The following is a 21,449-nucleotide window of genomic DNA, read 5'->3' on the forward strand; positions in this document are numbered from 1 at the left end:
AAACTAACAATTTTGCCTTATGGAAAACTCTTTCAATTATCAACCTGCTGTCGACCGCTACGAACATATGCCCTATAAATATTGTGGCAAAAGCGGTTTGCAATTACCTCTCATCTCTTTGGGACTATGGCACAACTTCGGTAGTGTGGACGATTTCAATGTGGCAACCGACATGATTAAGTACGCTTTCGATCAGGGTATCACCCATTTCGACTTGGCAAACAACTACGGCCCTGTTCCCGGAAGTGCGGAAACTAACTTCGGACGAATCCTGAAAGAGAACTTCCAGGGGTATCGGAATGAAATGATTATTTCTTCCAAAGCCGGACATGAAATGTGGGCGGGACCTTACGGTGGCAATAGTTCTCGTAAGAATCTGATGGCAAGTATCGACCAGAGTCTCCACCGTACAGGTCTGGAGTACTTCGATATTTTTTATAGCCATCGTTATGATGGAGTAACCCCGGTAGAAGAAACCATCCAAACATTGATTGATATAGTGAAGCAAGGCAAAGCCCTCTACATCGGCATATCCAAGTATCCCCCCGAACAAGCCCGCATAGCTTACGAAATGATGGCAAAAGCAGGTGTACCCTGTCTTATCAGCCAATACCGTTACAGTATGTTCGACCGTGCGGTGGAAGCCGAAACCCTTCCATTGGCTGCTGAGTTCGGTTCCGGCTTTATCGCCTTTTCCCCTTTGGCGCAAGGCTTGCTGACTGACAAATATTTGAACGGTATCCCTGAAGGTTCGCGAGCCGCCCGCTCTTCCGGTTTCCTTCAGCGTTCGCAAGTTACTCCTGAAAAGATAGAGGCTGCCCGGCAGTTAAATGAAATAGCCCGTCGTCGTGGGCAAACTCTGGCAGAAATGGCATTGGCATGGATACTGAAAGACGATAGAATGACATCGGTCATTGTGGGGGCAAGTTCCGTGAATCAATTAGCAGATAATTTAAGAGCATTGGAACATTTGGATTTCACACCGGATGATTTGGTTGAAATAGAGCAAATATTAGCCCGGATGATTTAACTTACTTAAAATACTTTCGCAGGCTTGCTGTTAATTTGCGAATAGCATTGGTCATATGTGTATTGACAGTTCTTTCGGATATGTCCAGTGCTTCGCTGATTTGTTTATAACTCATAAGTTCCTCTTTCGCCATGCAATAAACGATTCTTGTTTTTTCGGGTAGTTGCTGGATGGCCTGTTGCATATTCTCCTCCATATCTTTTTTCAGCAGTTTCTCTTCCGGAGTGAGATCATTTCCGGGTATTTCTATTACGATTTGGTTGATGGAACTTAGATTGTACTGGCGGTGTTTCTCCAAAAATGAAAGAGCATGGTTTTTGACTGTGATAAATAAATAAGAATCCCAATCCTTCACATCTTTCAGGTTCTGACGTTTATCCCACAAAGTGAGAAATACCTCAGACAACACATCTTCAGCGACCGAAGCGGATTGGACGAAATATAACGCAATGGAATAGCACTTCTTGAAGTACCGCTTATACATTTTTTCAAAGCAAGAAGCATTACCTTCACTGATTTGACGTAATAGACAACTAATGTCATCTTCTCTGTGTAACATATTCAAGAATTTGATTATAAGGTGTTTACAATAAAATAATAGAAATGTAGAAGCGTCTATTAACAATATTTATTTGCAAAAGTAACTTTTTATTTGAATTCAACTACGTATTTTTTATTTTATTTCTGTCTTTATTAATAGAAGCGCTTAATAATACTTGTAGAACGATGAAAGAAGACAGTAAAATATGGGACTTGCTCGCTAAAAGAACAGACCATTCTTTAAATAAAGAGGAAGAAGAGTCACTGGAACAGATGTTGAAAGAGGACTCCTCTTTGCAGCGTGCTTCCCGGTTGATGGAAGACTCGCTGGTGCACATGGATACCCATCAGACAGAAGAAGCCATGAACCGAACTTGGAGTAAGATAGAAACAGGCATGAAGACAGACAGGAAGCCTCGGCTGAAACTAATCATCCGCCGTTGTGCCGTTGCTGCCAGTATTGCCGTTTTGTTTGTGTTGGGCGGACTTTTGGGCTATCAGCTTTTGGGAAAACCGGATATGCTGATTGTGATGAATCAGGGAAAAGAAGCCCTGTTGTTTACACTTCCTGATAATTCCAAAGTTTGGCTGGGTGGCGGTTCGAGCTTGAAATATCCGGATGGACTTTCGGGACGCAACCGTGAAGTATACCTCGAAGGTGAAGCTTTCTTTGATGTGAAGAAAGATAATGGAAGAACCTTTCAGGTAGTTACGGACATTGTAGAAGTAATGGTACTTGGCACCCGCTTTGATGTCAGGGTATCCAAAATGGAGAATACGGCGGAAGTTGTATTGGAATCCGGTTCCGTGAAACTGAATGAGCGTAACAAGACAGAAGACGGGGTGATTTTAAGGCCGGGTGAGATGGGGCGTGTCCAGCAGTACTCCGGCATTGAAGTGCGCCATGTCGATCTTCAGCTCTACACTACCTGGAAAGATAAATATATGAATATCGAATCCCAGAAAATGGATAATGTGATGTTTATGTTGAGCAAGCGTTACCATACGGAGATTCGCATTGAAGGCGAGGGATTGAAAGAGGAAATATTCTCAGGACGTTTTGACATAGAGCAGTCTTTAGAGAATATTTTTGAGACGATTGATTTGATTACTCCCATTCGTTTTCAGAAACAACCGGACGGCACTTACTTAGTGACTCCGAAATAAAAGAGATAGGCAGCCTGATAGTATGATAAACTGAAAAAGAAATTGCTAACCCTAAAAAGAAAAATGATGAACACCACTTGAAAAAAGAAAAAAAGGATCGGAAAATTCCCGTTTTCCAATCCTCTTCAGATTAAAATTAACTCTACCTTTTATTAATTTTAAATTGCAAATTTATGAAAAATATTTCAATCCCAAAGGGAGTGAGAGGTTTTATTTTGCCCTCATCCTTTTTGGGGAAGCTCAGACTATGTACCTGGCAAATATTATTTCTACTCTTCTTTGTACCTGTCCAGTCATGGTCACAACAGTCAGAATTGTTGACTTTAAACATGAAAAGCGTTACGCTGAAACAGTTTGTGGAAGCCGTTCAAACCCAAAGCGGGTATTCATTCCTTTATAAAGATAATCAACTAAATGCGAATCAGCGCATTACCGTTTCAGCAAAGAAACAGTCAATAGATGTCGTGCTGGAACAGGCTTTTAAAGGCAAAAGAATTTCCTGGAAAATTCAGGGCAAGCAAATATTACTCTTTCCTGCGAAAGAAGAAAATACAGCCGACACGAAGAAATCGCGTACCGTAAAAGGAAACGTCACTACTACCACTGGTGAGTCAATTCCGGGAGCAAGTGTGAAATTATTAAATGCCACTACCGGAGTGATTACTGACATCGACGGATTTTATATGATTACAGTGCCCGATGGCCAGACAACACTGGAATACCGCTTTATGGGATATGAACCCCGGACTGTAAAAGTAGGTAATCAGACTACTATTAATGTTTCTTTGGAGGAAGCGACTTCAAGTTTGGAAGAAGTTGTGGTAGTTGCCTATGGTGCTCAAAAGAAAGTGACGATGACAGGTTCGGTAGCTTCGGTGAATATAGGAAGCCTGAAAACTCCGGTCGCAAATCTGAGTAACGCCTTGCAAGGCAAGGTGGCAGGTATCATCTCCGTGCAATCCAGCGGTGAGCCGGGATACGATAACTCGACCTTTACTATCCGTGGTATCGGTACTTTCACGGGAAACACTTCTCCACTGGTTATTGTAGACGGTGTACAGCGTGACGACGTAAACTCCACTTATGGGGGTGCCTATAACAATATCGACCCGGAAGACATTGTCAGCATCTCTCTGCTGAAAGACGCTTCCGCCACTGCCGTATATGGTGCGAAAGGTGCTAACGGCGTAATGATTATTACTACAAAGCGCGGAACAGTCGGCAAACCAAAAATCTCTATCAAGGCAGAGACAGGCTTTACAAACTTCACCAAAGTACCTGAAATGTTGAGCGGTACGGACTATATGATGCTTTATAATGAAAGCCGTCGAAACTCAGGATTGAATGAAGTTTATTCCCGCGAGCAGATATTGAAGACCGAAAGCGGATTGGATCCCTACTTATACCCGAATGTAGACTGGATTAATCAGATCTATAAGAAAGTATCTTCCGTATCCAATGTCAATCTGAATATCAGTGGCGGTAGCGACCTGGTTCGTTATTACCTGTCAGCTTCTTTCTATAATCAAGGCGGACAATACAACGTAAAGGATGAAAACGGCTATAATCCTAACCTGAATTATAAACGTTATGACTTCCGTAGCAATGTAGACGTGAATATAACGAAAACCACCTTATTGCAGATGAACCTATCTGCCATTATGGTCGATTCACGTTATCCGGGCATTAGTTCCAGTAAACTTTGGTACGAAGCATTTTCCACTTCACCGGTTGCTTTCCCTGTCCGCTATCCGGACGGACGTTGGGCCGGCCCACCCGCCAATGCAGGTTCCAACCCGATGAATGAAGTGCAGAACACAGGTTATACCGATACCTTCCGTCCTGCCTTGCAATCAGTGTTTACAGTCAATCAGAAATTAGATTTCATAACCAAAGGTCTTTCGGCCTATGTACGTTTTTCATTCGACAGTTATAGTGAATTTAATAACAAACGTACGGGAGGAGTGGACTTGTGGTATGCCAACCAACGTGACGGCAATGGAGAACTTATCTTCGGGAAACCTATCAAAGAAGGTTCCGACGAACTCTATTACGAGCACAGTGATACCGGAGAAAGGGTAATCTATACCGAAGCGAACATAGCCTATGACCGCACATTCGGTTCACACAACATCAACGGAATGGTACTCTATAATATGCGTAACCGTATGATTGCTACCGCCGGAAGTGCCATTGCATCCATCCCTTACCGTAATCAGGCCGTTGCCGCCCGTTTGGGTTATGGATATAAAGACCGCTACTTGGCAGAAATAAACGGTTCCTATACCGGTTCGGAGAATTTTGCTCCCGGACACCGTTTCGGCTTTTTCCCTGCCGCTTCCGTAGGATGGGTGATTTCGCATGAACCCTTTTTCCAAAACATCGTTCATACGGTTGATTTATTAAAGTTGCGCGCTTCCTATGGTATTGTAGGTAATGATAACATTGGCGGAACAGGCGACCGTTTTGCCTATTTTACCCAGTTCGGAAGCGGAAATAACTACGGTTTTGGTCCGAATGGTAATCTCGTATATGGTATCAGGGAGACTCTTCTAGGCTCAAACAAACTGACTTGGGAAAAGTCTTATAAAACAAATATCGGTTTGGAAATGATGCTTTTAGGCAAACTCAACCTGACACTGGATTATTATTGGGAAAGACGTAAAGACATTCTGATTCAGCGTTCTTCTTTACCGAGCATGGCAGGATTTGATGCCGCTATCTACGCTAACATGGGTGAGATGGATAATAAGGGATTGGACGCCAACCTCGAATATCAGACCCGTATCAATAACAAAGTGGGATTACGCCTGTATGGTAACGTGACTTACAGTAAAAACAAAATCGTATTCCGTGACGAACCGGATATGCAATATTCTTATCAGAAGAGTGAAGGAACCCGTTATGGCGAATACTACGGTTATGTAGCCGACGGTTATTTCCAGAGTTGGGAAGAGATTGAAAACAGTCCGAAGCAATTGCGTGAACTGGCTCCCGGTGACATCAAATACAAAGACCTCAACAACGACAATGTGATTGATGCCAACGACCAATGTTATCTGGGTAAGTCCTGGTTCCCTTCCTGGTCTTACGGTATGGGTTTCAACGTCAACTATCATAACTTTGACCTGTCCCTGTTCTTCCAGGGTGTATCCGATGTATCCATTATGGCTAATGGTGGCTCTATGGACACAGGCAATGGCGATTGGGGAGCAGGCGGAGTAGGTATCGTACCTTTCACCGGCATGGGACTGAATCCGAGTAACGTTATAACCAAGGCACTGGATCGCTGGACGGAAGATAATCCGCGTGCAGATGCATGGTATCCGCGTATGACCGCCAATGCCAGTACCAGTGACAATAACTATGTAAATAGTACACATTGGCTGAAAAACGGTAACTACCTGCGTCTGAAACAAGCATCGTTGGGATATACCCTTGAGAATAAGAGACTGATGGACAAGGGAATAGAATACCTCTATTTCTACCTGTCCGGACAAAATCTGCTTACCTTCTCCAAATTCAAACTGTGGGATCCCGAACTAGGCTCTAATGGCGCGAAATATCCGCTATCACGTATGGTGACCTTGGGAATGAGAGTTTCATTTTAATCTAATCAAGCAATGAAAACAATGAGAAAAATATTTAACCGTATATTGGCTGCCGGATTATTATCTGTTGGTGTGATGGGAATAGTCACTTCCTGTGACTATCTGGATCAGAAGCCTGAGAATCTGAAAACATCGGATATGATCTGGGAAACCCGTACAGATGCAGAATCTTACTTATATAATATCTACGGATATATCTGGTTATCTACGGATGACCCGGTCGTATTTGGCTTTGCCGATGAAAGCTCTTGTGTATTCTCCAATACGAATGTCCGTAAGATGGTGGAAGGCAATTGGGGCCCTTCCAATACACTGGGAGATAATAAATGGAATGCCGCTTATCGGGGTATCCAGAAAGCGCTTATTTTTGAACAGAATATAGACCGTGTTCCCGAAGGCGTACTGAGTACAGACCTGAAGATACAGTACAAGGCAGAGTCACGCTTCCTGCGCGGATGGTTCTACTGGAACATCTTACGCTTGTACGGCCCGTTTGTGATTTTTGATAAGCCCGTCGAACAGGACGAAGACTTTAATAAATACGTGCGTCGTCCGTTTGAAGAATGTGTGGAGTATGTTTGTGGACTGATGGAATCTACGTTGGACGAACTTCCTGAGGTATGGACTTCTACGGCATACCTGGGACGTCCTACGAAAGGCGCCGCCTTGGCCGTTATCTCACAAGTACGTTTACTGGCAGCCAGCGAACTTTGGAATGGAAATCCCCGTTTTAAGGATTTCAAGAATAAGGACGGTGAACTGTTGGCGCCGCAGACCAAGGATAACGAAAAGTGGCGGATTGCCGCTGAGGCTGCCGAAGATGTGATTGATTTGGGTATTTATCACCTCTACCGCAATACGGAAAGCGGTGACAGAACCTTTGACCCTTATTTGTCTTTCCGCGATTTATTTATGTCCGGCAATCATGCGGAAGTCATATTCGCTACGCATAAATCCGGAGACTGGCAGTGGGGATACGACAAACGCTGCAACCCGAAAAACGGCGGATATAGCATGCAGAATGCGACACAAAATATCGTGGATGCATTCCTGACCCGTGACGGCCTGGATATCAATGATGATGAGAACTATACCGAAGCAGGATTCGCGAAAGAAGACGACCCCGCAGAATACGGAAAAGTCCGTAATGAAATAAACCGGGGATACCGCAAGGGAGAATCGAATATGTACGTCAACCGTGAGCCCCGTTTCTATGCTTCCGTACATTACAATGGACGCCCTGTACTTTCTGCCATTACCGTAGACGACCGCAACTTCTTTTCATCCGACAAGAATAAGGATGGATTCGGAAGAGCAGAATATTACTATTCCGGTTCATCGGGTGCAGGAACGCAGATGACTGACTTTACCGGATACAATGTAGCGAAGAAAGTAAGTACCTCTTCCAGTATCCGTAATGACCAGGCGGTATATCGTCCATATATACATATTCGTTACGCTGAGATACTTTTGAACTATATGGAAGCGATGAATGAATACAATCCTGAAGATTCCAAAATTATCAGCTACTTTAATGAAATCCGTGACCGTGCAGGTATTCCGAATATTACGGCTACCTACCCGCAGGATTTGGGAAACAAGGAAAAGATGCGTGAATGGATTCTCCGTGAACGTCAAATCGAACTTGCTTTCGAAGGCGACCGCTTTTGGACACTTGCCCGCCGCCTGCTTTATGAGAAAGAAGAAAACCGCAAGATCTATCGTATGAATGTACTTGCTGACGATCAGGGACAAGGCTTTGCTTTTGAAGGTTTCTATGAACGTAAAATCTTGCAGACCAGATATTGGGATAATAAGATGTACTTGTATCCTATCTATCAGACGGAGATTGACCGCGGACGTGGCTTGGTACAGAATCCGGGATGGTAGAATTTACCCGATAATATAAAATTAATAAGATAGCAAAATGAAAACAATTTCATACTATATATCTATGGCTGTTATTCTGACAGCAGCCATTTTTACCGGGGGGTGTACGGACGATGATGAAAAGTCATTATCGCTCCGCTCCGGAGAGCTTTCTATTTATGACTTTGCTCCGAATACAGGAAAAGGCGGCACACAATTATTGATAAATGGAGAGCAGTTCCCCTTGGATGCGGCTTCTATCAGCGTGACCATCAATGAAGTGGAACTCTCCATCCTGCGTTCCAATGAAGAACAGTTATTGGTCGAGGTTCCCGATAATGAAGCGATAGGGACAGCTCCTATTGTCATCAATGCAAAAGGAAAGACTGCTCAATCAGAAGTAAACTTTGCTTTCCAGAAAACAGCCATCACAGGTTTTTCTCCTGCTTACGGAAAAGTAGGGACGAAAGTACGCATCTATGTAGAGAACCTACCGGCAGAAATCAAGAATCCGACGGCAACGTATAATGACATAACGGCAGAATGTACGGCAGAAGAAGGTTATTTCCAAGTGACTATTCCCGAAACGGATTTCGGTTCCTGGCCTATTATCATCAGTTTCAACGGAAGAACGCTTTCTACGGGCGAGTTTGAATATAAAGACCTCTTGTTCGAACGTACGATCACCACGTTGCCGGGAAGTTCCGAATTTAATATCATGTGTGCGGATTGGGAATACCGCCGGGGTGGTATCGCGGTAGATGACGATGGCAACGTATATCTGACAGATATCGGTAATTTGCGTATTCGTAAAATCACGCCCGACGGAACTGTTAGCGAAGTGGCCGGTACAGGAACGGAAAATGATGTAGACTGGGGACTTAACTGGCGATTGGACAATGGCGGTGCAGGTTCATATAACGCAGTAATGCGTCCCACTGATATAAAAATTGACAGTAAAGGAAATATGTATGTCAGTGATGACTGGACTTCGGCAACCATATGTTTTGAACCGGATGGAAAAGCCCTTTATATGGGATGGCAGGTAGCTGTCAGCCTGGCGATTGACGAGGCAAGTAACCGGCTTTACAGTATGACTTCAAATGGCAATATTCTTCTGAAGGACTTGAATGATTACGGTGGTTATCCAAGTAATCATGGTACTGTGATTGTCACAGGCAATGGTAGCCCGGGCGGAATGGACGTAGATAAAACAACGGGAGATCTTTATGTAACGAATATCGGAACCCATCAAATTATTAAATATGTCAAGGATCGTTGGGATGACCCGATTGTGATAGCCGGCAGCGGACGGAGCGGACACTCCGACGGTGCGTACAATGAAGCTACATTTACCAGCCCGTGGGGAATCGCTGTTGCGCCGGACGGAAATATTTTGGTGGCAGGCAATGGTACGGCAGAAGCTTCGACAGCCAGTGCCGACCAGAGTATTCGTTACATAGACCAGAAAACTGGAATGGTTTCCACATTCGCCGGTTCGGGAACATCCGGCAATACGGACAGCAGTTTCGAAGTGCTCTCCTATGCAGGTGTCAACTCTACCATCGAGAGTCTGCCTGCTGCCTTTGGTGCTCCTTCTTCTGTATGCGTTGGTAAGGATGGTACGGTGTACGTGCTGGATCGCCGGAATAATTGTGTAAAGAAAATAACAACCGTAGAAAAATGATAAGTCTTATGAAACTGAACATTATTCAATATATTACTTTGACTTTGCTGGTATGCAGTACGAGTCTGTTTAGCAGTTGTAAGGACGACGACGGGCACGATGCCGGCAGTCCGGTGGTAGTGAACCGCTTCTATCCGACCAGTGGTAGTGCCGGAACGGAAATCCTTATTACCGGAAAGAACTTCTCGGAAAATCCGGAAGATATCTCGGTGACCTTAGGAAACATCCCTTTAAAAGTGCTGAGTTGCAACATGAACAATATCATGGCTATTGTTCCGCCTAAGTTGGGAGACGGTGTGTTGACGGTTACTGTTGCCAACCGCGAACCCGTCCGCACCATTGAAGCATTCACCTATTCGTTCTCAGCGGTAGTTACTACTTTTGCCGGTAGCAGCAATGGCGAACCGGGATACCAGGATGGCATTGGAAGCGAAGCGTTGTTCTTCTTCGACGGTGCTAAGGGAGATCCTGCCGAAGACTGGAGAAAAGGTTCAATTTGTGTCGATAATGATGGAAACGTGTACGTAGGTGACTGTGTCAACTACTGCGTCCGCAAGATTACTCCTGACGGGACTGTTACCACTTTGGCCGGACTCGCCGGAAACAGAGGTGACGTAGACGGGACAGGAGCACAAGCTCGCTTCAACGGACTCTATGGTATGGATTGTGATGCGGAAGGCAATATCATCATGACCGATGTATTCGGATGGAAAATCAGGAAAATAACCCCTGACGGCGTGGTTACCACACTCGGCGCGACTGACTTTGAACCTTGGATGCTGACTGTGGATAAGAACAACGGAGATATTTTTGTCTCATCCAATAGCGGTATATATAAATGGACAAAAGACGGTTCTACCCAGATTGCTACCGGTAACTTCAGAGGACTTGTTTTGGACAAGGAAGGCAATTTGTACGGAGCCGATCAGATACTGAATGGCATAGTCAAATTCAAAGCGGGCACTTGGGAAGCGGAGACTCTGACAGGCAAGGGTACGGCAGGATATTTGAACGGAGCTTTTGAAGACGCCCTCTTTACGTATCCGTGTGATTTGGCTATTGATTCGAATGGGGATATTTACGTGGCCGGTAATGGTTCGTGGAATGGTGGCGAGAATCTCGACCAAAGTATCCGTTTGCTCGATATGACCAACAGGACGGTACGCTTGGTGGCAGGAGGTACTCAGGAAGGATATGTAGACGCGAATGGCTCGTCAGCCGTTTTCGCAGGCCCGCAGGATCTTGCTGTCGACAAGAATGGTGTGATTTATGTCTATGACAAGAAGAATAATGTAATAAGAAAAATTGTTTACGAGTAAACAACTTTAAAAGAAATACAGATGAGAAAGAAAATGATTCTAATGGCTTTTGCCTTGTTCATAGGTCTTAGTGCATGTGGCAATGACGACAAGGAGCTTACGGGCAAACCGGGAAACGAACAAGGGGGCAATGGCGGGGGTGCCCCGGATAATCCCGGTGATCCTTCCGGCAGTGAACCGGTGAGCTGGTATGTGGCTACCACAGGCAATGATGCAAACAGCGGTACTGTTGAAAGTCCTCTGAAAAGTATCTCCAAAGCATTGCTGCGGGTCAATCCCGGTGATACGATTTTCCTTCGGGAAGGCGCGTACCATGAGTTTGTCACTCCTACACGTTCGGGGAAAAAGGGCAAACTGGTAACGGTAAAAAGCTATCCGGGTGAAACGGCCAAGATTGATGGAACCGGACTGACTATCAAAGGATGGTTTAGCGCTCTGGTGCAACTGAAAAGCATCCAATACATGACCTTTGAAAACCTGCATATCTGCAACGCTACGAATTCGGACGTCAACACCGACCCCGAAGGGGTATATATCAACGGAGTATCGAGAGACATCACTTTCCGTAACTGCAAAGTCTATAATATAAAAAGTACCTGCCTTGCGGGACACAACAACGGTGACTGGCGTAGTGCGCATGCATTCCTGGTGATAGGCGACGATAACGGAACTCCGATACGCAACCTGACCATCGAAAAATGTGAAATCTACGATATACACACCGGAACGAGTGAGACGCTGACCATCGCCGGAAATGTGGATGGCTTCACCATACAGGACTGCGAAGTGCATGATGTGGAAAATATCGGAATCATCGTGGCGGGTGGAGATAACCTGAACGCGGGCGGCGATATATCCGTGAATTATGCACGTAACGGAGTAGTGAGACGTAACAGGGTATACAGATGTTCCCATCAGGTCTCAAAAGATTTCTGGGAAGGCGTTTATAATAACCCCGCTGCCTATGGTGCTATCGGGATATATGTCTGCGGAGGCGCAAGCACCGTCATCGAACAGAACATTGTATGGGAGTGCGACCGTGCCATCGGCCTGATAAGTGAGAGTGATGTACTGGCGACCAAAGACTGTATCGTGCGTAATAATTTTGTTTACAACAACTATCGTACAGGCATTTATCTGGGCGATTATATCGGCTATACCATCGGCGGTACGTCCGGATGCTATGTAGTAAACAACACCCTCTACCACAATAATCTGGTTGGCGGTGCACTGAACGGAAGCAATAATTCAGCGAACATCAATGACGAAAAGGACAGTGAGGGTGAAATCCGATTGGCGGAGAATTGTACCAACAATACAATCATGAACAACCTCATATACGCAGTGACCGACAGGGATATTTTCGTCCGTAAGTACACCAAGTCCGGCAGCAAGAATAAAATAGGATATAACCTCTATTATTCTCCGACTACCGCCAATCACAAGTGGTTCTGGGATGGTGTCGAATACACGAACTTCGCAGCATGGCAGAAAGCCAGCGGTGATGAAAATTCAATCTATAATGTCGATCCTTTGTTGCAGAGTCCCAGTCTTCCTAATCCCAACCTGCATTTGCAGCCGGGTTCGCCAGCAAAGGGGAAAGGCCATTTCATTGCTGCCTATTTCGTTGGCAACTATGATATTGACGGTGACGTACGTTATAGCGGAACGACGATCAGCATAGGTGCCGATCAGTGACAGTGCAATGAAATAAATAAACTCAATGATTTTCAATTAAAAGCAAAATAGAAATGAGAAAAAGTTTTTGCTCGCTCATTAGCTTTCTTCTATTTAGCTTGTTGGCGTGCGGAGCTACCCCTGCCCATTGGTATGTAGCTCCGACCGGTAACGATGCGAATGATGGAAGTAAAAGAAAACCACTCAAGACGATAGCCAACGCGCTGCAACGTGTCAACCCCGGTGATACCGTTTTCCTGCGTGAAGGCTCATACGGCGAATTTGTCGTTCCTACACGTTCGGGAAAACCCGGCAAGATGATAACATTGAAAAGTTATCCCGGCGAGACAGCCAGGATAGACGGTTCCGGACTGTATATCAAAGGGTGGGGGAATGCTCTGGTACAGCTTAACAGTATCGACTATATGCAATTTGAAAACCTGCATATCTGCCATGCCCATGATTCGGAGAACAACACAGACCCGGAAGGTATCTATATAAGCGGTACTTCCGGCAATATCACCTTCCGGGGATGCAAAGTGTACGACATAAAGAATGATTGCCCGCTGGTCGATGCCAAAGGTGACTGGCGCAGCGCGCATGCCATCCTGGTGTTAGGTAATAACGACAACACCCCGATTCGCAATCTGCTGATAGAAAAATGCGAGATATTCGAGATTCATAGCGGCACAAGCGAAGCCTTCACACTGGCAGGCAACGTGGTCGATTTCACGATTCAGGATAATGAAGTGCATGATGTGGAAAACATCGGTATCATTATCGCAGGCGGAGATAACCTGAATCCTCATGGCGATATTTCGGTCAATTATGCGCGTAACGGAATAGTGCGCCGCAATAAAGTATATCGCTGCACGCACGAAAAGTCACAGGATTACTGGAGCCAGTCCGTATCCAATGGCGGAGCGATTGGCATCTACCTGTGCGGCAACGGAAATACGATTGTAGAACAGAATGAAGTCTTTGAATGCGACCGGGGAATCGGGCTGTGCAGCGAAAGCTACAAACTGCAAACCAAGGACTGCATCGTACGCAACAATTTCGTGTACAACAACTTCCGTACCGGCATCTATATGGGAGCCTATCTCGGTTTCGACGGGCTGAGCACCAAAAGTTGCTATGTGGTGAACAACACCTTGTTCAACAACAACCTGAAAGGCGGACAACTGGACGGCACAAACAACTACCTGAAAGTGAACGACCGTGACAACAGCAGTGAAGGTGAAATCCGCCTGTCCGAATTGTGCGAGGAGAATGTGATAGCCAACAATATCATTTATGCCCTGTCGGACAGAGACATCTTTATCCGCAAATACACCACCTCGGGAAAGAATAACTTTATCGGCGGCAATATCTACTTCTCACCGAACAAGAAAAACCATAAATGGATGTGGGACGGCAAAGAATATACCGATTTTTCCGCCTGGCAGGCCGCAAGCGGCGACCGGACATCGGTGTTCAATGTAGACCCGCTGCTGAAAAGCACCCGTACGCGACAACCGGACTTACACTTGAAATCCGCTTCGCCGGCCATCGGCACAGGTCTTGTATATCGGGGATATGTCATCGGAATGTTCGACATAGACGGTGACAAGCGTTGTGAGATTCATTCTGTTAATATAGGTGCCGATCAATAAAGTATCTGCCCTTTTACTTGTTCAAATATACAAATCATGAAAATATTGAAACACTCTCTGGCTATTCTTTTTGTGTTGCTGTGTACGGCAGCCCATACCTATGCCGCTCCGTTCGACGGCGTGCGGGAACTTGTATCCCGTCGTGCTCCGTGGCTGGGCAAACATATTCAGTTCAAGGCAATGCCCTCTTCGGACGGCGATTGCTTCACATTGCAGACAGTAAATAAGAAACTACTGGTTCAGGCTACCGGCGCAAATGCGGCGGCAGTCGGTGTCAACTGGTACTTGAGGTATTACTGCCATCGCAGTATGTCGCATCTTGGTGACCAGCTCGCCCCCGTAAAAGAGCTTCCGGTCATTGACCAACCCGTAACAGTCAAAACCTCATCTATATATCGCTATGCGCTGAATTACTGTACCTTTAATTATACCATGAGTTTCTACGATTGGTACGACTGGCAGTGGGAGCTTGACTGGATGGCGCTCAACGGCGTTAACCTGATGCTGGTAGCCAACGGATCGGAAGCTGTATGGCAAAACACGCTCCGCCGGATGAACTATTCGGAAAAGGAGATTGCCGACTTTATCACCGGCCCTGCCTATAATGCCTGGTGGTTGATGGGAAATATCGAAGGATGGGGCGGCCCTATGCCCCAGTCGCAGATAGACAGCCGGAAGAAACTCGTACAGAAAATGCTGAAACGCATGAAGTCACTGGGTATCGAACCGTTGATGCCCGGATTCTACGGAATGGTGCCGAGCAACCTGAAAAACAAAAGTAAGGCGCATATCATCCCCCAAGGCACTTGGGGAGCTTTCACAAGGCCGGATATTCTCGACCCGACGGATCCCGAATTCGACCGTATAGCCGGAATATTTTATGAAGAAACCCGCCGTTTGTATGGGTCGGATATCCGTTTCTTCTCCGGTGACCCTTTTCACGAAGGCGGAGCAACGGACGGCGTAGCGTTGGGTGACGCAGGCCGGGCTATACAGAAAACAATGCAGAAATACTTCCCGGAATCCGTCTGGGTATTGCAAGGCTGGCAGGACAACCCGAAGCCGGGACTGCTTGAGAAACTGGATAAACGCTACGTACTGGTACAGGAATTATTCGGCGAAAACACTAACAACTGGGAGACTCGCAAAGGCTACGAGGGAACTCCTTTCATCTGGGCTACCGTCACTAACTTTGGCGAAAGGCCGGGCATCAACGGAAAGTTGCAACGTTTTGCCGATGAGGTTCACCGTGCTTCGAATGGAGAATACGCATCATATATGAAGGGAGTAGGCATTTTGCCCGAAGGCATTAATAATACCCCGGTTACCTATGAACTGTTGCTTGAATTGGTGTGGCACAAAGACCGCGTAGATGTAGACCAATGGGTGGAATCTTATATTACAGCCCGTTATGGACGCATCACCGATGATATACGGACTGCCTGGAAAATGATGTTGAAATCCATTTATAGCAGTGAAGTCGGTTATCAGGAAGGCCCGCCCGAAAACATCTTATGTGCGCGTCCGGCGTTGGAACTCAAATCCGTCTCTTCCTGGGGAAGACTGGCTAAGAAATACGACACGGAGCTTTATCGAAAAGCGGCACTCCTGTTTGCCAGGGCAATGCCCCAATTCAGTGATGTCCGTACCTATCGCATCGACCTGATACACTTTCTGCGGCAAGTGATAGCGAATGATGCCGATTCGGTATTCAATGCTATAATGACTGCTTATCAGGAGAAAGATACGCAAAAGTATGAAAAGCAAGTATCCCGCTTCCTCGATATGATAGATACCGAAAACGAACTATTGGCACAAGACCCGTTCTTCCGCCTGAGCACCTGGCAGCAGCAAGCGAAAGATGCAGGTAATACCGCCGCAGAGAAAAAGAACAATTTCCACAATCTGATGATGCTTATCACTTATTGGGGCGAGCACATACCGACGGAAGACAATTTGCATGATTATGCCTATAAAGAATGGGCGGGCATGATGAACACCTACTACAAAGATCGTTGGATGGTTTACTTTGACTATCAGCGCGCCTTGCTTCGCGGAGAGACAGCGCAAGCGCCCGATTATTTTCATTGGGAACGCGAATGGGTGGAAAAGAACCTGCATATGGCAGACGATGCGCCACGTATGTCTTTGACGGAGATTGTAAATAAGATTACCCGCTAATATTTTTTTGTAAGAAGAAAGAACGTTATGAACAGGATATATTTCAATTTAATGATTTCCCTACTTCTGCTTGTCGGCTTTTCCGGCTGCGGGCAGAAGAAAGGAACTATACAACCCCTTGTAGTAGCTACTATGGAGCGCCCTTCGGGGCAGGAAGATGTCATTCAGTTGACAGCTCCCAAGATAGACACTGTACGGGTCGGATTTATCGGACTGGGGATGCGTGGCCCGGGAGCAGTTGCCCGTTTCACTCATATTCCGGGCACGCAAATCAAGGCTTTGTGCGACATTCGCCGGGAATGCGTGGAAAAGGCGCAGGATATTCTCAAAGAAGCCGGTTTGCCCGAAGCTACGGCTTATTATGGAGATGAAAACTCATGGAAGCAGTTATGCGAAAGGGACGATATAGACCTTGTATATGTAGCTACGGACTGGAAGCATCATGCCGAAATGGGGGTATATGCCATGGAACACGGCAAACACGTGGCTATTGAAGTGCCGGCTGCCATGACACTGGATGAGATTTGGAGTCTCGTCAATACGTCCGAAAGAACCCGCAAGCACTGTATGCAACTGGAAAACTGCGTGTACGACTTCTTCGAACTGACTACGCTGAACATGGCGCAACAGGGAGTGTTCGGAGAGATTCTGCACGTAGAAGGCGCTTATATCCATAACCTTGAAGAATACTGGACTTCCTATTGGAACAACTGGCGTATGGATTACAATCGTAATAACCGGGGAGACATATATGCGACACATGGCATCGGTCCGGCTTGCCAGTTGCTCAATATTCACCGGGGAGACAGGATGAAGACACTGGTGGCTATGGACACTAAAGCGGTCAACGGGCCTGCATATATCAGAAAAACAACGGGTGAGGAAGTGAAAGATTTTCAGAATGGCGATCAGACGACTACTGTCATCCGTACGGAAAATGGCAAGACGATGCTTATCCAGCACAATGTAATGACACCGCGTCCCTATAGCCGTATGTACCAATTGGTCGGCACAGACGGATATGCCAGCAAATACCCGGTCGAAGAATATTGCCTGCGTCCCGAACAGGTGGATACTCATATCGTCCCCAACCATGAGAACCTGAACGCGCACGTTTCCATGTCCGAAGAAGCCAAACAGGCAATAATGGACAAATACAAACACCCCATTCACCGGGAACTGGAAGAGACAGCCAGGAAAGTGGGCGGTCATGGCGGTATGGATTACATCATGGATTATCGGTTGGTGTATTGTCTGCGCAACGGTTTGCCGTTGGATATGGATGTATATGATTTGGCAGAATGGTGTTGTATGGCGGAGTTGACCCGCCTTTCCATCGAAAATGGTTCGGCTTCGGTTGCCGTTCCTGACTTTACGCGTGGCGGATGGAATAAAATAAATAAATTCCGTCATGCGTTTGTGCAATAGGTATGACAAGATAAAATAAGAATATAACAATTTAATATCCATGAATAAGCAAAAACTTTGTCGGACATTACTCGGTTTGCTAATTCCACTCCTGTTCCTGGCTTGCTCTCCCAAAGAACGTATCAAGCTGGACGGTGGAACTTTCAACATCGACGGGAAAGACGTACAATTGATTTGTGGCGAAATGCATTATGCCCGTATCCCTCACGAATATTGGCGCGACCGCCTGAAAAGAGCCCGTGTGATGGGGCTGAACACCATATCGGTTTATGTCTTTTGGAATTTCCATGAGAGCCAACCCGGTGAGTTTGATTTTAGCGGACAGGCGGATGTAGCCGAATTTGTCCGTCTCGCACAGGAAGAGGATTTGTATGTGATACTTCGTCCGGGGCCTTATGCCTGTGCGGAGTGGGACTTCGGTGGTTATCCTTCCTGGCTCCTGAAGGAAAAGGATATGGTTTATCGTAGCAAGGACGCCCGTTTCCTGCAATATTGCGAACGGTACATCAAGGCGCTTGGCGAACAACTGGCTCCGCTGACTATCAACAATGGCGGTAACATACTGATGGTACAGGTGGAAAACGAGTACGGCTCTTACGATGCGGATAAGGAATACCTGGCTGCTCTCCGCGATATGATAAAGGAGGCGGGATTTAATGTCCCGCTGTTTACTTGTGACGGTGGCGGACAGGTTGAGGCCGGACATATCGACGGGGCGTTGCCCACATTGAACGGTGTATTCAGCGAAGATATTTTTAAGATTATAGATAAATATCATCCGGGTGGCCCGTATTTCGTGGCAGAATTTTATCCGGCATGGTTTGATGTGTGGGGACAGCATCATTCGACGGTCGATTATAAGCGTCCGGCGGAACAACTGGACTGGATGTTGGGACATGGTGTGTCCGTCAGCATGTATATGTTTCATGGCGGAACCAACTTCTGGTATACGAACGGGGCGAATACAGCCGGCGGCTATCGTCCGCAACCCACAAGCTACGACTATGACGCGCCTTTGGGCGAATGGGGAAACTGTTACCCCAAATATCATGCTTTCAGGGAAGTGATTCAGAAATATCTGCCCGAAGGAACGGTATTGCCTGAAGTGCCTGCCGATAATCCGACAACGTCCTTTGCTGCGATTGAACTGAAAGAGAGTGCTCCCCTGAAATCTGCTTTCCATCAGACTACCCAATCGGAAAATGTATTTTCAATGGAAGACCTGGGCGTTGATTTCGGATATATACATTATCAGACTACCATCAACAAGGCGGGAAAACAAAAGCTGATCATACAGGACTTGCGTGATTATGCCGTGATTCTGGTGAATGGAAAACAGGTGGCAAGCCTGGATCGCCGTTACAATCAGAATAACGTACTATTGGATATTCCCCAGGCGCCTGCCGTCTTGGAGATATTGGTGGAAAACACAGGGCGCGTCAACTACGGCCCTGATATACAGTTCAACCGCAAAGGGATTACGAACCAAGTGCTATGGGGAGATGAAAAACTGACCGGATGGTCTATCACTCCGTTACCTCTCTATAAAGAAAAGGTGTCCGAACTGAATTTCGGCGAACCGGTGCGTGGAGTTCCGGCTTTCCATAAGGGCGTATTCAACCTTCAAAAGAAAGGGGATTGTTTTGTCGATATGAGCCAATGGGGAAAAGGCGCTGTTTGGGTAAATGGAAAATCACTCGGACGTTTTTGGAACATCGGCCCGCAGCAGACTTTATACGTGCCTGCCCCCTGGCTGAAAGAAGGGGAGAATGAAATCGTTGTCTTTGAAATGGAAGATACCGGAAACCGTATCCTGCAAGGTTTGGGCCAACCCATACTCGACAGCCTGGGAGTGGATAAGAACTACCAACAAGGACAACGCCGTATCGTCCAGGGAACTCCAATTCTTGAAAAGGGAGATATTGCGCTGAAAGCCACCGTACAGGAATCCAATGACTGGCAGCTATTTGAATTTCCCGTTGCCACAACATTACGCCATTTTTGCATCGAAACGCTTTCTTCTTATACCGATGACAATCAGGCTTGTATTTCGGAAGTCGAGTTATTGGACGATAAGGGACAGGCGATTGATAAGACAAAATGGGAAGTTGTCTATGTAAGTAGTGAACTGTCTGATAAAAATTTGGGAGTAGGAGAGAACTTATACGATGGCGATGTCTCCTCATTTTGGCATACAGATCCGACTGTCGGTTCTGCCCATCCTCATCAGATTATTATTGACATGAAGGAGATATATAAAGTTTCTGCCCTACGGGTGAAAGTGCGTGAAGGCTCGTTCTTATCCGGTAAAGTAAAAGATATACAGCTATATACTCGTCCGCAATTCTTTTTGTTCCGCCAATAGATTGCCGGATTGAATCATATTACATTTACCCTTTTCCACGTTTAATCTCTTTGTTTTTAGGGATTGGCGTGCGGAAAGGGTAGGTGTTTGGAGTTTATTTCCTTGCCGGATAGGCTCAGGCAGAGCGGGAGACTACGGAAAAACTTAAATCCCTACTAGGAACGATTTTTCATTTTCATTTCTCATGTTCTCATTGTTTATAAGTCAATTTGTTGTTAATCAGTAGTATATCAGCATGAGAAATAAAATAAGAAACGGCATTTCTCATTGTTTTTCAGCCATTTTACCTCAAAAAACATGTGTTTCTCATAGCTATTTCAACTGTTTCTCATTGGCTTTAGCATAATTCTCATGGCTTCTTTCTCTTTTTTATCGCATTTCTCATCCATCACCCTGTCAACTCCCTATCAACTTCCTGTGTTTTATAGCTTGTTTTTATGCCGTTCACCTGTTGTCTCTATGTTTTTGATTAATCATTGCTATGTTTTTCTATAGCCATCTGTCTTGTTCCACTCGAGTACACAGCTTTGTTCACTCGAGTGCCTAAGCCTGTGCACTAGAGTGAACAAGCCTGTGTACTGGAGTGCAACGATAGAAATGCTTATAGAAAAACATGCGTATGTCGTTCTTTGTCATCTTGATAACTGCTTGATAATGTGTAATTAAGCGTTATCCTTTTTGGCATTTGCCTTGAACCCGATTATTGTTTCCTGGTCTTTTAGTTTTTCCGCAGATATTTTATTGAACGGTTCTCCATACCTTTTTCAAGTGCATAATAAATGTTTCAGATTGTTCAAATCCGGTTCATGTTGTTTTATGCCCAATGAGAAATGATTTAAATAAGTATGAGAAATACATGATTTTTAAGGTGAAAAGGCATAAAAACAATGAGAAATGCCGTTTCTTATTTTATTTCTCAT

Annotated in this window: 12 protein-coding genes; 11 read left to right on the top strand and 1 reads right to left on the bottom strand. The window is 45.7% G+C overall.

The annotated features are described in order from the left end of the window. The first annotated feature begins 19 nt into the window (after nt 1-19). A complete protein-coding gene (locus BQ7997_RS17485) occupies nt 20-1,030 on the top strand; it encodes an aldo/keto reductase (protein ID WP_073347365.1) in 1,011 nt (336 codons plus the stop codon). Nucleotide 1,031: 1 nt separating this feature from the next. Here BQ7997_RS17485 and BQ7997_RS17490 read toward each other — a convergent pair whose 3' ends face one another. Further along, nucleotides 1,032-1,589, bottom strand: coding sequence for an RNA polymerase sigma-70 factor (locus BQ7997_RS17490; protein ID WP_073347366.1), 558 nt, complete (start codon nt 1,587-1,589; stop codon nt 1,032-1,034). 167 nt (nt 1,590-1,756) lie between these two features. On the opposite strand from BQ7997_RS17490, the gene BQ7997_RS17495 reads away from it, so the two are divergent. The 10 genes from BQ7997_RS17495 (at nt 1,757) to BQ7997_RS17540 (ending at nt 20,529) form a co-directional block, all read left to right on the top strand. Continuing rightward, nucleotides 1,757-2,737: a FecR family protein gene (locus tag BQ7997_RS17495; protein WP_073347367.1), complete on the top strand. Its 981-nt coding sequence runs from the start codon at nt 1,757-1,759 to the stop codon at nt 2,735-2,737. A 329-nt stretch (nt 2,738-3,066) separates the two neighbouring features. Then, a complete protein-coding gene (locus tag BQ7997_RS17500) occupies nt 3,067-6,348 on the top strand; it encodes a TonB-dependent receptor (protein WP_235817314.1) in 3,282 nt (1,093 codons plus the stop codon). Between the two features lie 21 nt (nt 6,349-6,369). After that, on the top strand, nt 6,370-8,238 hold the full coding sequence (locus BQ7997_RS17505) for a RagB/SusD family nutrient uptake outer membrane protein (protein WP_044654126.1): 1,869 nt from the start codon (nt 6,370-6,372) through the stop codon (nt 8,236-8,238). Between the two features lie 37 nt (nt 8,239-8,275). Beyond that, the gene (locus tag BQ7997_RS17510; RefSeq protein WP_073347369.1) at nt 8,276-9,904 is read left to right on the top strand and encodes an IPT/TIG domain-containing protein; all 1,629 of its coding nucleotides are present in this window, start codon (nt 8,276-8,278) and stop codon (nt 9,902-9,904) included. Between the two features lie 8 nt (nt 9,905-9,912). Beyond that, nucleotides 9,913-11,223, top strand: coding sequence for an IPT/TIG domain-containing protein (locus BQ7997_RS17515; protein WP_229088309.1), 1,311 nt, complete (start codon nt 9,913-9,915; stop codon nt 11,221-11,223). Nucleotides 11,224-11,244: 21 nt separating this feature from the next. Next, nucleotides 11,245-12,921 (top strand): right-handed parallel beta-helix repeat-containing protein, encoded by a 1,677-nt coding sequence (locus BQ7997_RS17520; protein ID WP_073347370.1) that lies wholly within the window; start codon nt 11,245-11,247, stop codon nt 12,919-12,921. Between the two features lie 53 nt (nt 12,922-12,974). Next, on the top strand, nt 12,975-14,555 hold the full coding sequence (locus tag BQ7997_RS17525; protein WP_073347371.1) for a DUF1565 domain-containing protein: 1,581 nt from the start codon (nt 12,975-12,977) through the stop codon (nt 14,553-14,555). A gap of 36 nt (nt 14,556-14,591) precedes the next feature. After that, on the top strand, nt 14,592-16,736 hold the full coding sequence (locus BQ7997_RS17530; protein WP_073347372.1) for an alpha-N-acetylglucosaminidase: 2,145 nt from the start codon (nt 14,592-14,594) through the stop codon (nt 16,734-16,736). A gap of 27 nt (nt 16,737-16,763) precedes the next feature. Continuing rightward, nucleotides 16,764-18,164 (top strand): Gfo/Idh/MocA family protein, encoded by a 1,401-nt coding sequence (locus BQ7997_RS17535; protein ID WP_097677817.1) that lies wholly within the window; start codon nt 16,764-16,766, stop codon nt 18,162-18,164. 40 nt (nt 18,165-18,204) lie between these two features. Further along, nucleotides 18,205-20,529, top strand: a complete 2,325-nt coding sequence (locus tag BQ7997_RS17540; RefSeq protein WP_073347374.1) for a beta-galactosidase — start codon at nt 18,205-18,207, stop codon at nt 20,527-20,529. The last annotated feature ends 920 nt before the right edge of the window (nt 20,530-21,449 follow it).

It is taken from the genome of Bacteroides congonensis (genome assembly GCF_900130125.1).
Classification (GTDB): domain Bacteria; phylum Bacteroidota; class Bacteroidia; order Bacteroidales; family Bacteroidaceae; genus Bacteroides; species Bacteroides congonensis.

Coding starts and splice junctions, on each gene's coding strand:
- BQ7997_RS17485 (WP_073347365.1), top strand. CDS start 20: ATGGAAAACTCTTTCAATTATCAACCTGCTGTCGACCGCTACGAACAT.
- BQ7997_RS17490 (WP_073347366.1), bottom strand. CDS start 1,589: ATGTTACACAGAGAAGATGACATTAGTTGTCTATTACGTCAAATCAGT.
- BQ7997_RS17495 (WP_073347367.1), top strand. CDS start 1,757: ATGAAAGAAGACAGTAAAATATGGGACTTGCTCGCTAAAAGAACAGAC.
- BQ7997_RS17500 (WP_235817314.1), top strand. CDS start 3,067: ATGAAAAGCGTTACGCTGAAACAGTTTGTGGAAGCCGTTCAAACCCAA.
- BQ7997_RS17505 (WP_044654126.1), top strand. CDS start 6,370: ATGAGAAAAATATTTAACCGTATATTGGCTGCCGGATTATTATCTGTT.
- BQ7997_RS17510 (WP_073347369.1), top strand. CDS start 8,276: ATGAAAACAATTTCATACTATATATCTATGGCTGTTATTCTGACAGCA.
- BQ7997_RS17515 (WP_229088309.1), top strand. CDS start 9,913: ATGAAACTGAACATTATTCAATATATTACTTTGACTTTGCTGGTATGC.
- BQ7997_RS17520 (WP_073347370.1), top strand. CDS start 11,245: ATGAGAAAGAAAATGATTCTAATGGCTTTTGCCTTGTTCATAGGTCTT.
- BQ7997_RS17525 (WP_073347371.1), top strand. CDS start 12,975: ATGAGAAAAAGTTTTTGCTCGCTCATTAGCTTTCTTCTATTTAGCTTG.
- BQ7997_RS17530 (WP_073347372.1), top strand. CDS start 14,592: ATGAAAATATTGAAACACTCTCTGGCTATTCTTTTTGTGTTGCTGTGT.
- BQ7997_RS17535 (WP_097677817.1), top strand. CDS start 16,764: ATGAACAGGATATATTTCAATTTAATGATTTCCCTACTTCTGCTTGTC.
- BQ7997_RS17540 (WP_073347374.1), top strand. CDS start 18,205: ATGAATAAGCAAAAACTTTGTCGGACATTACTCGGTTTGCTAATTCCA.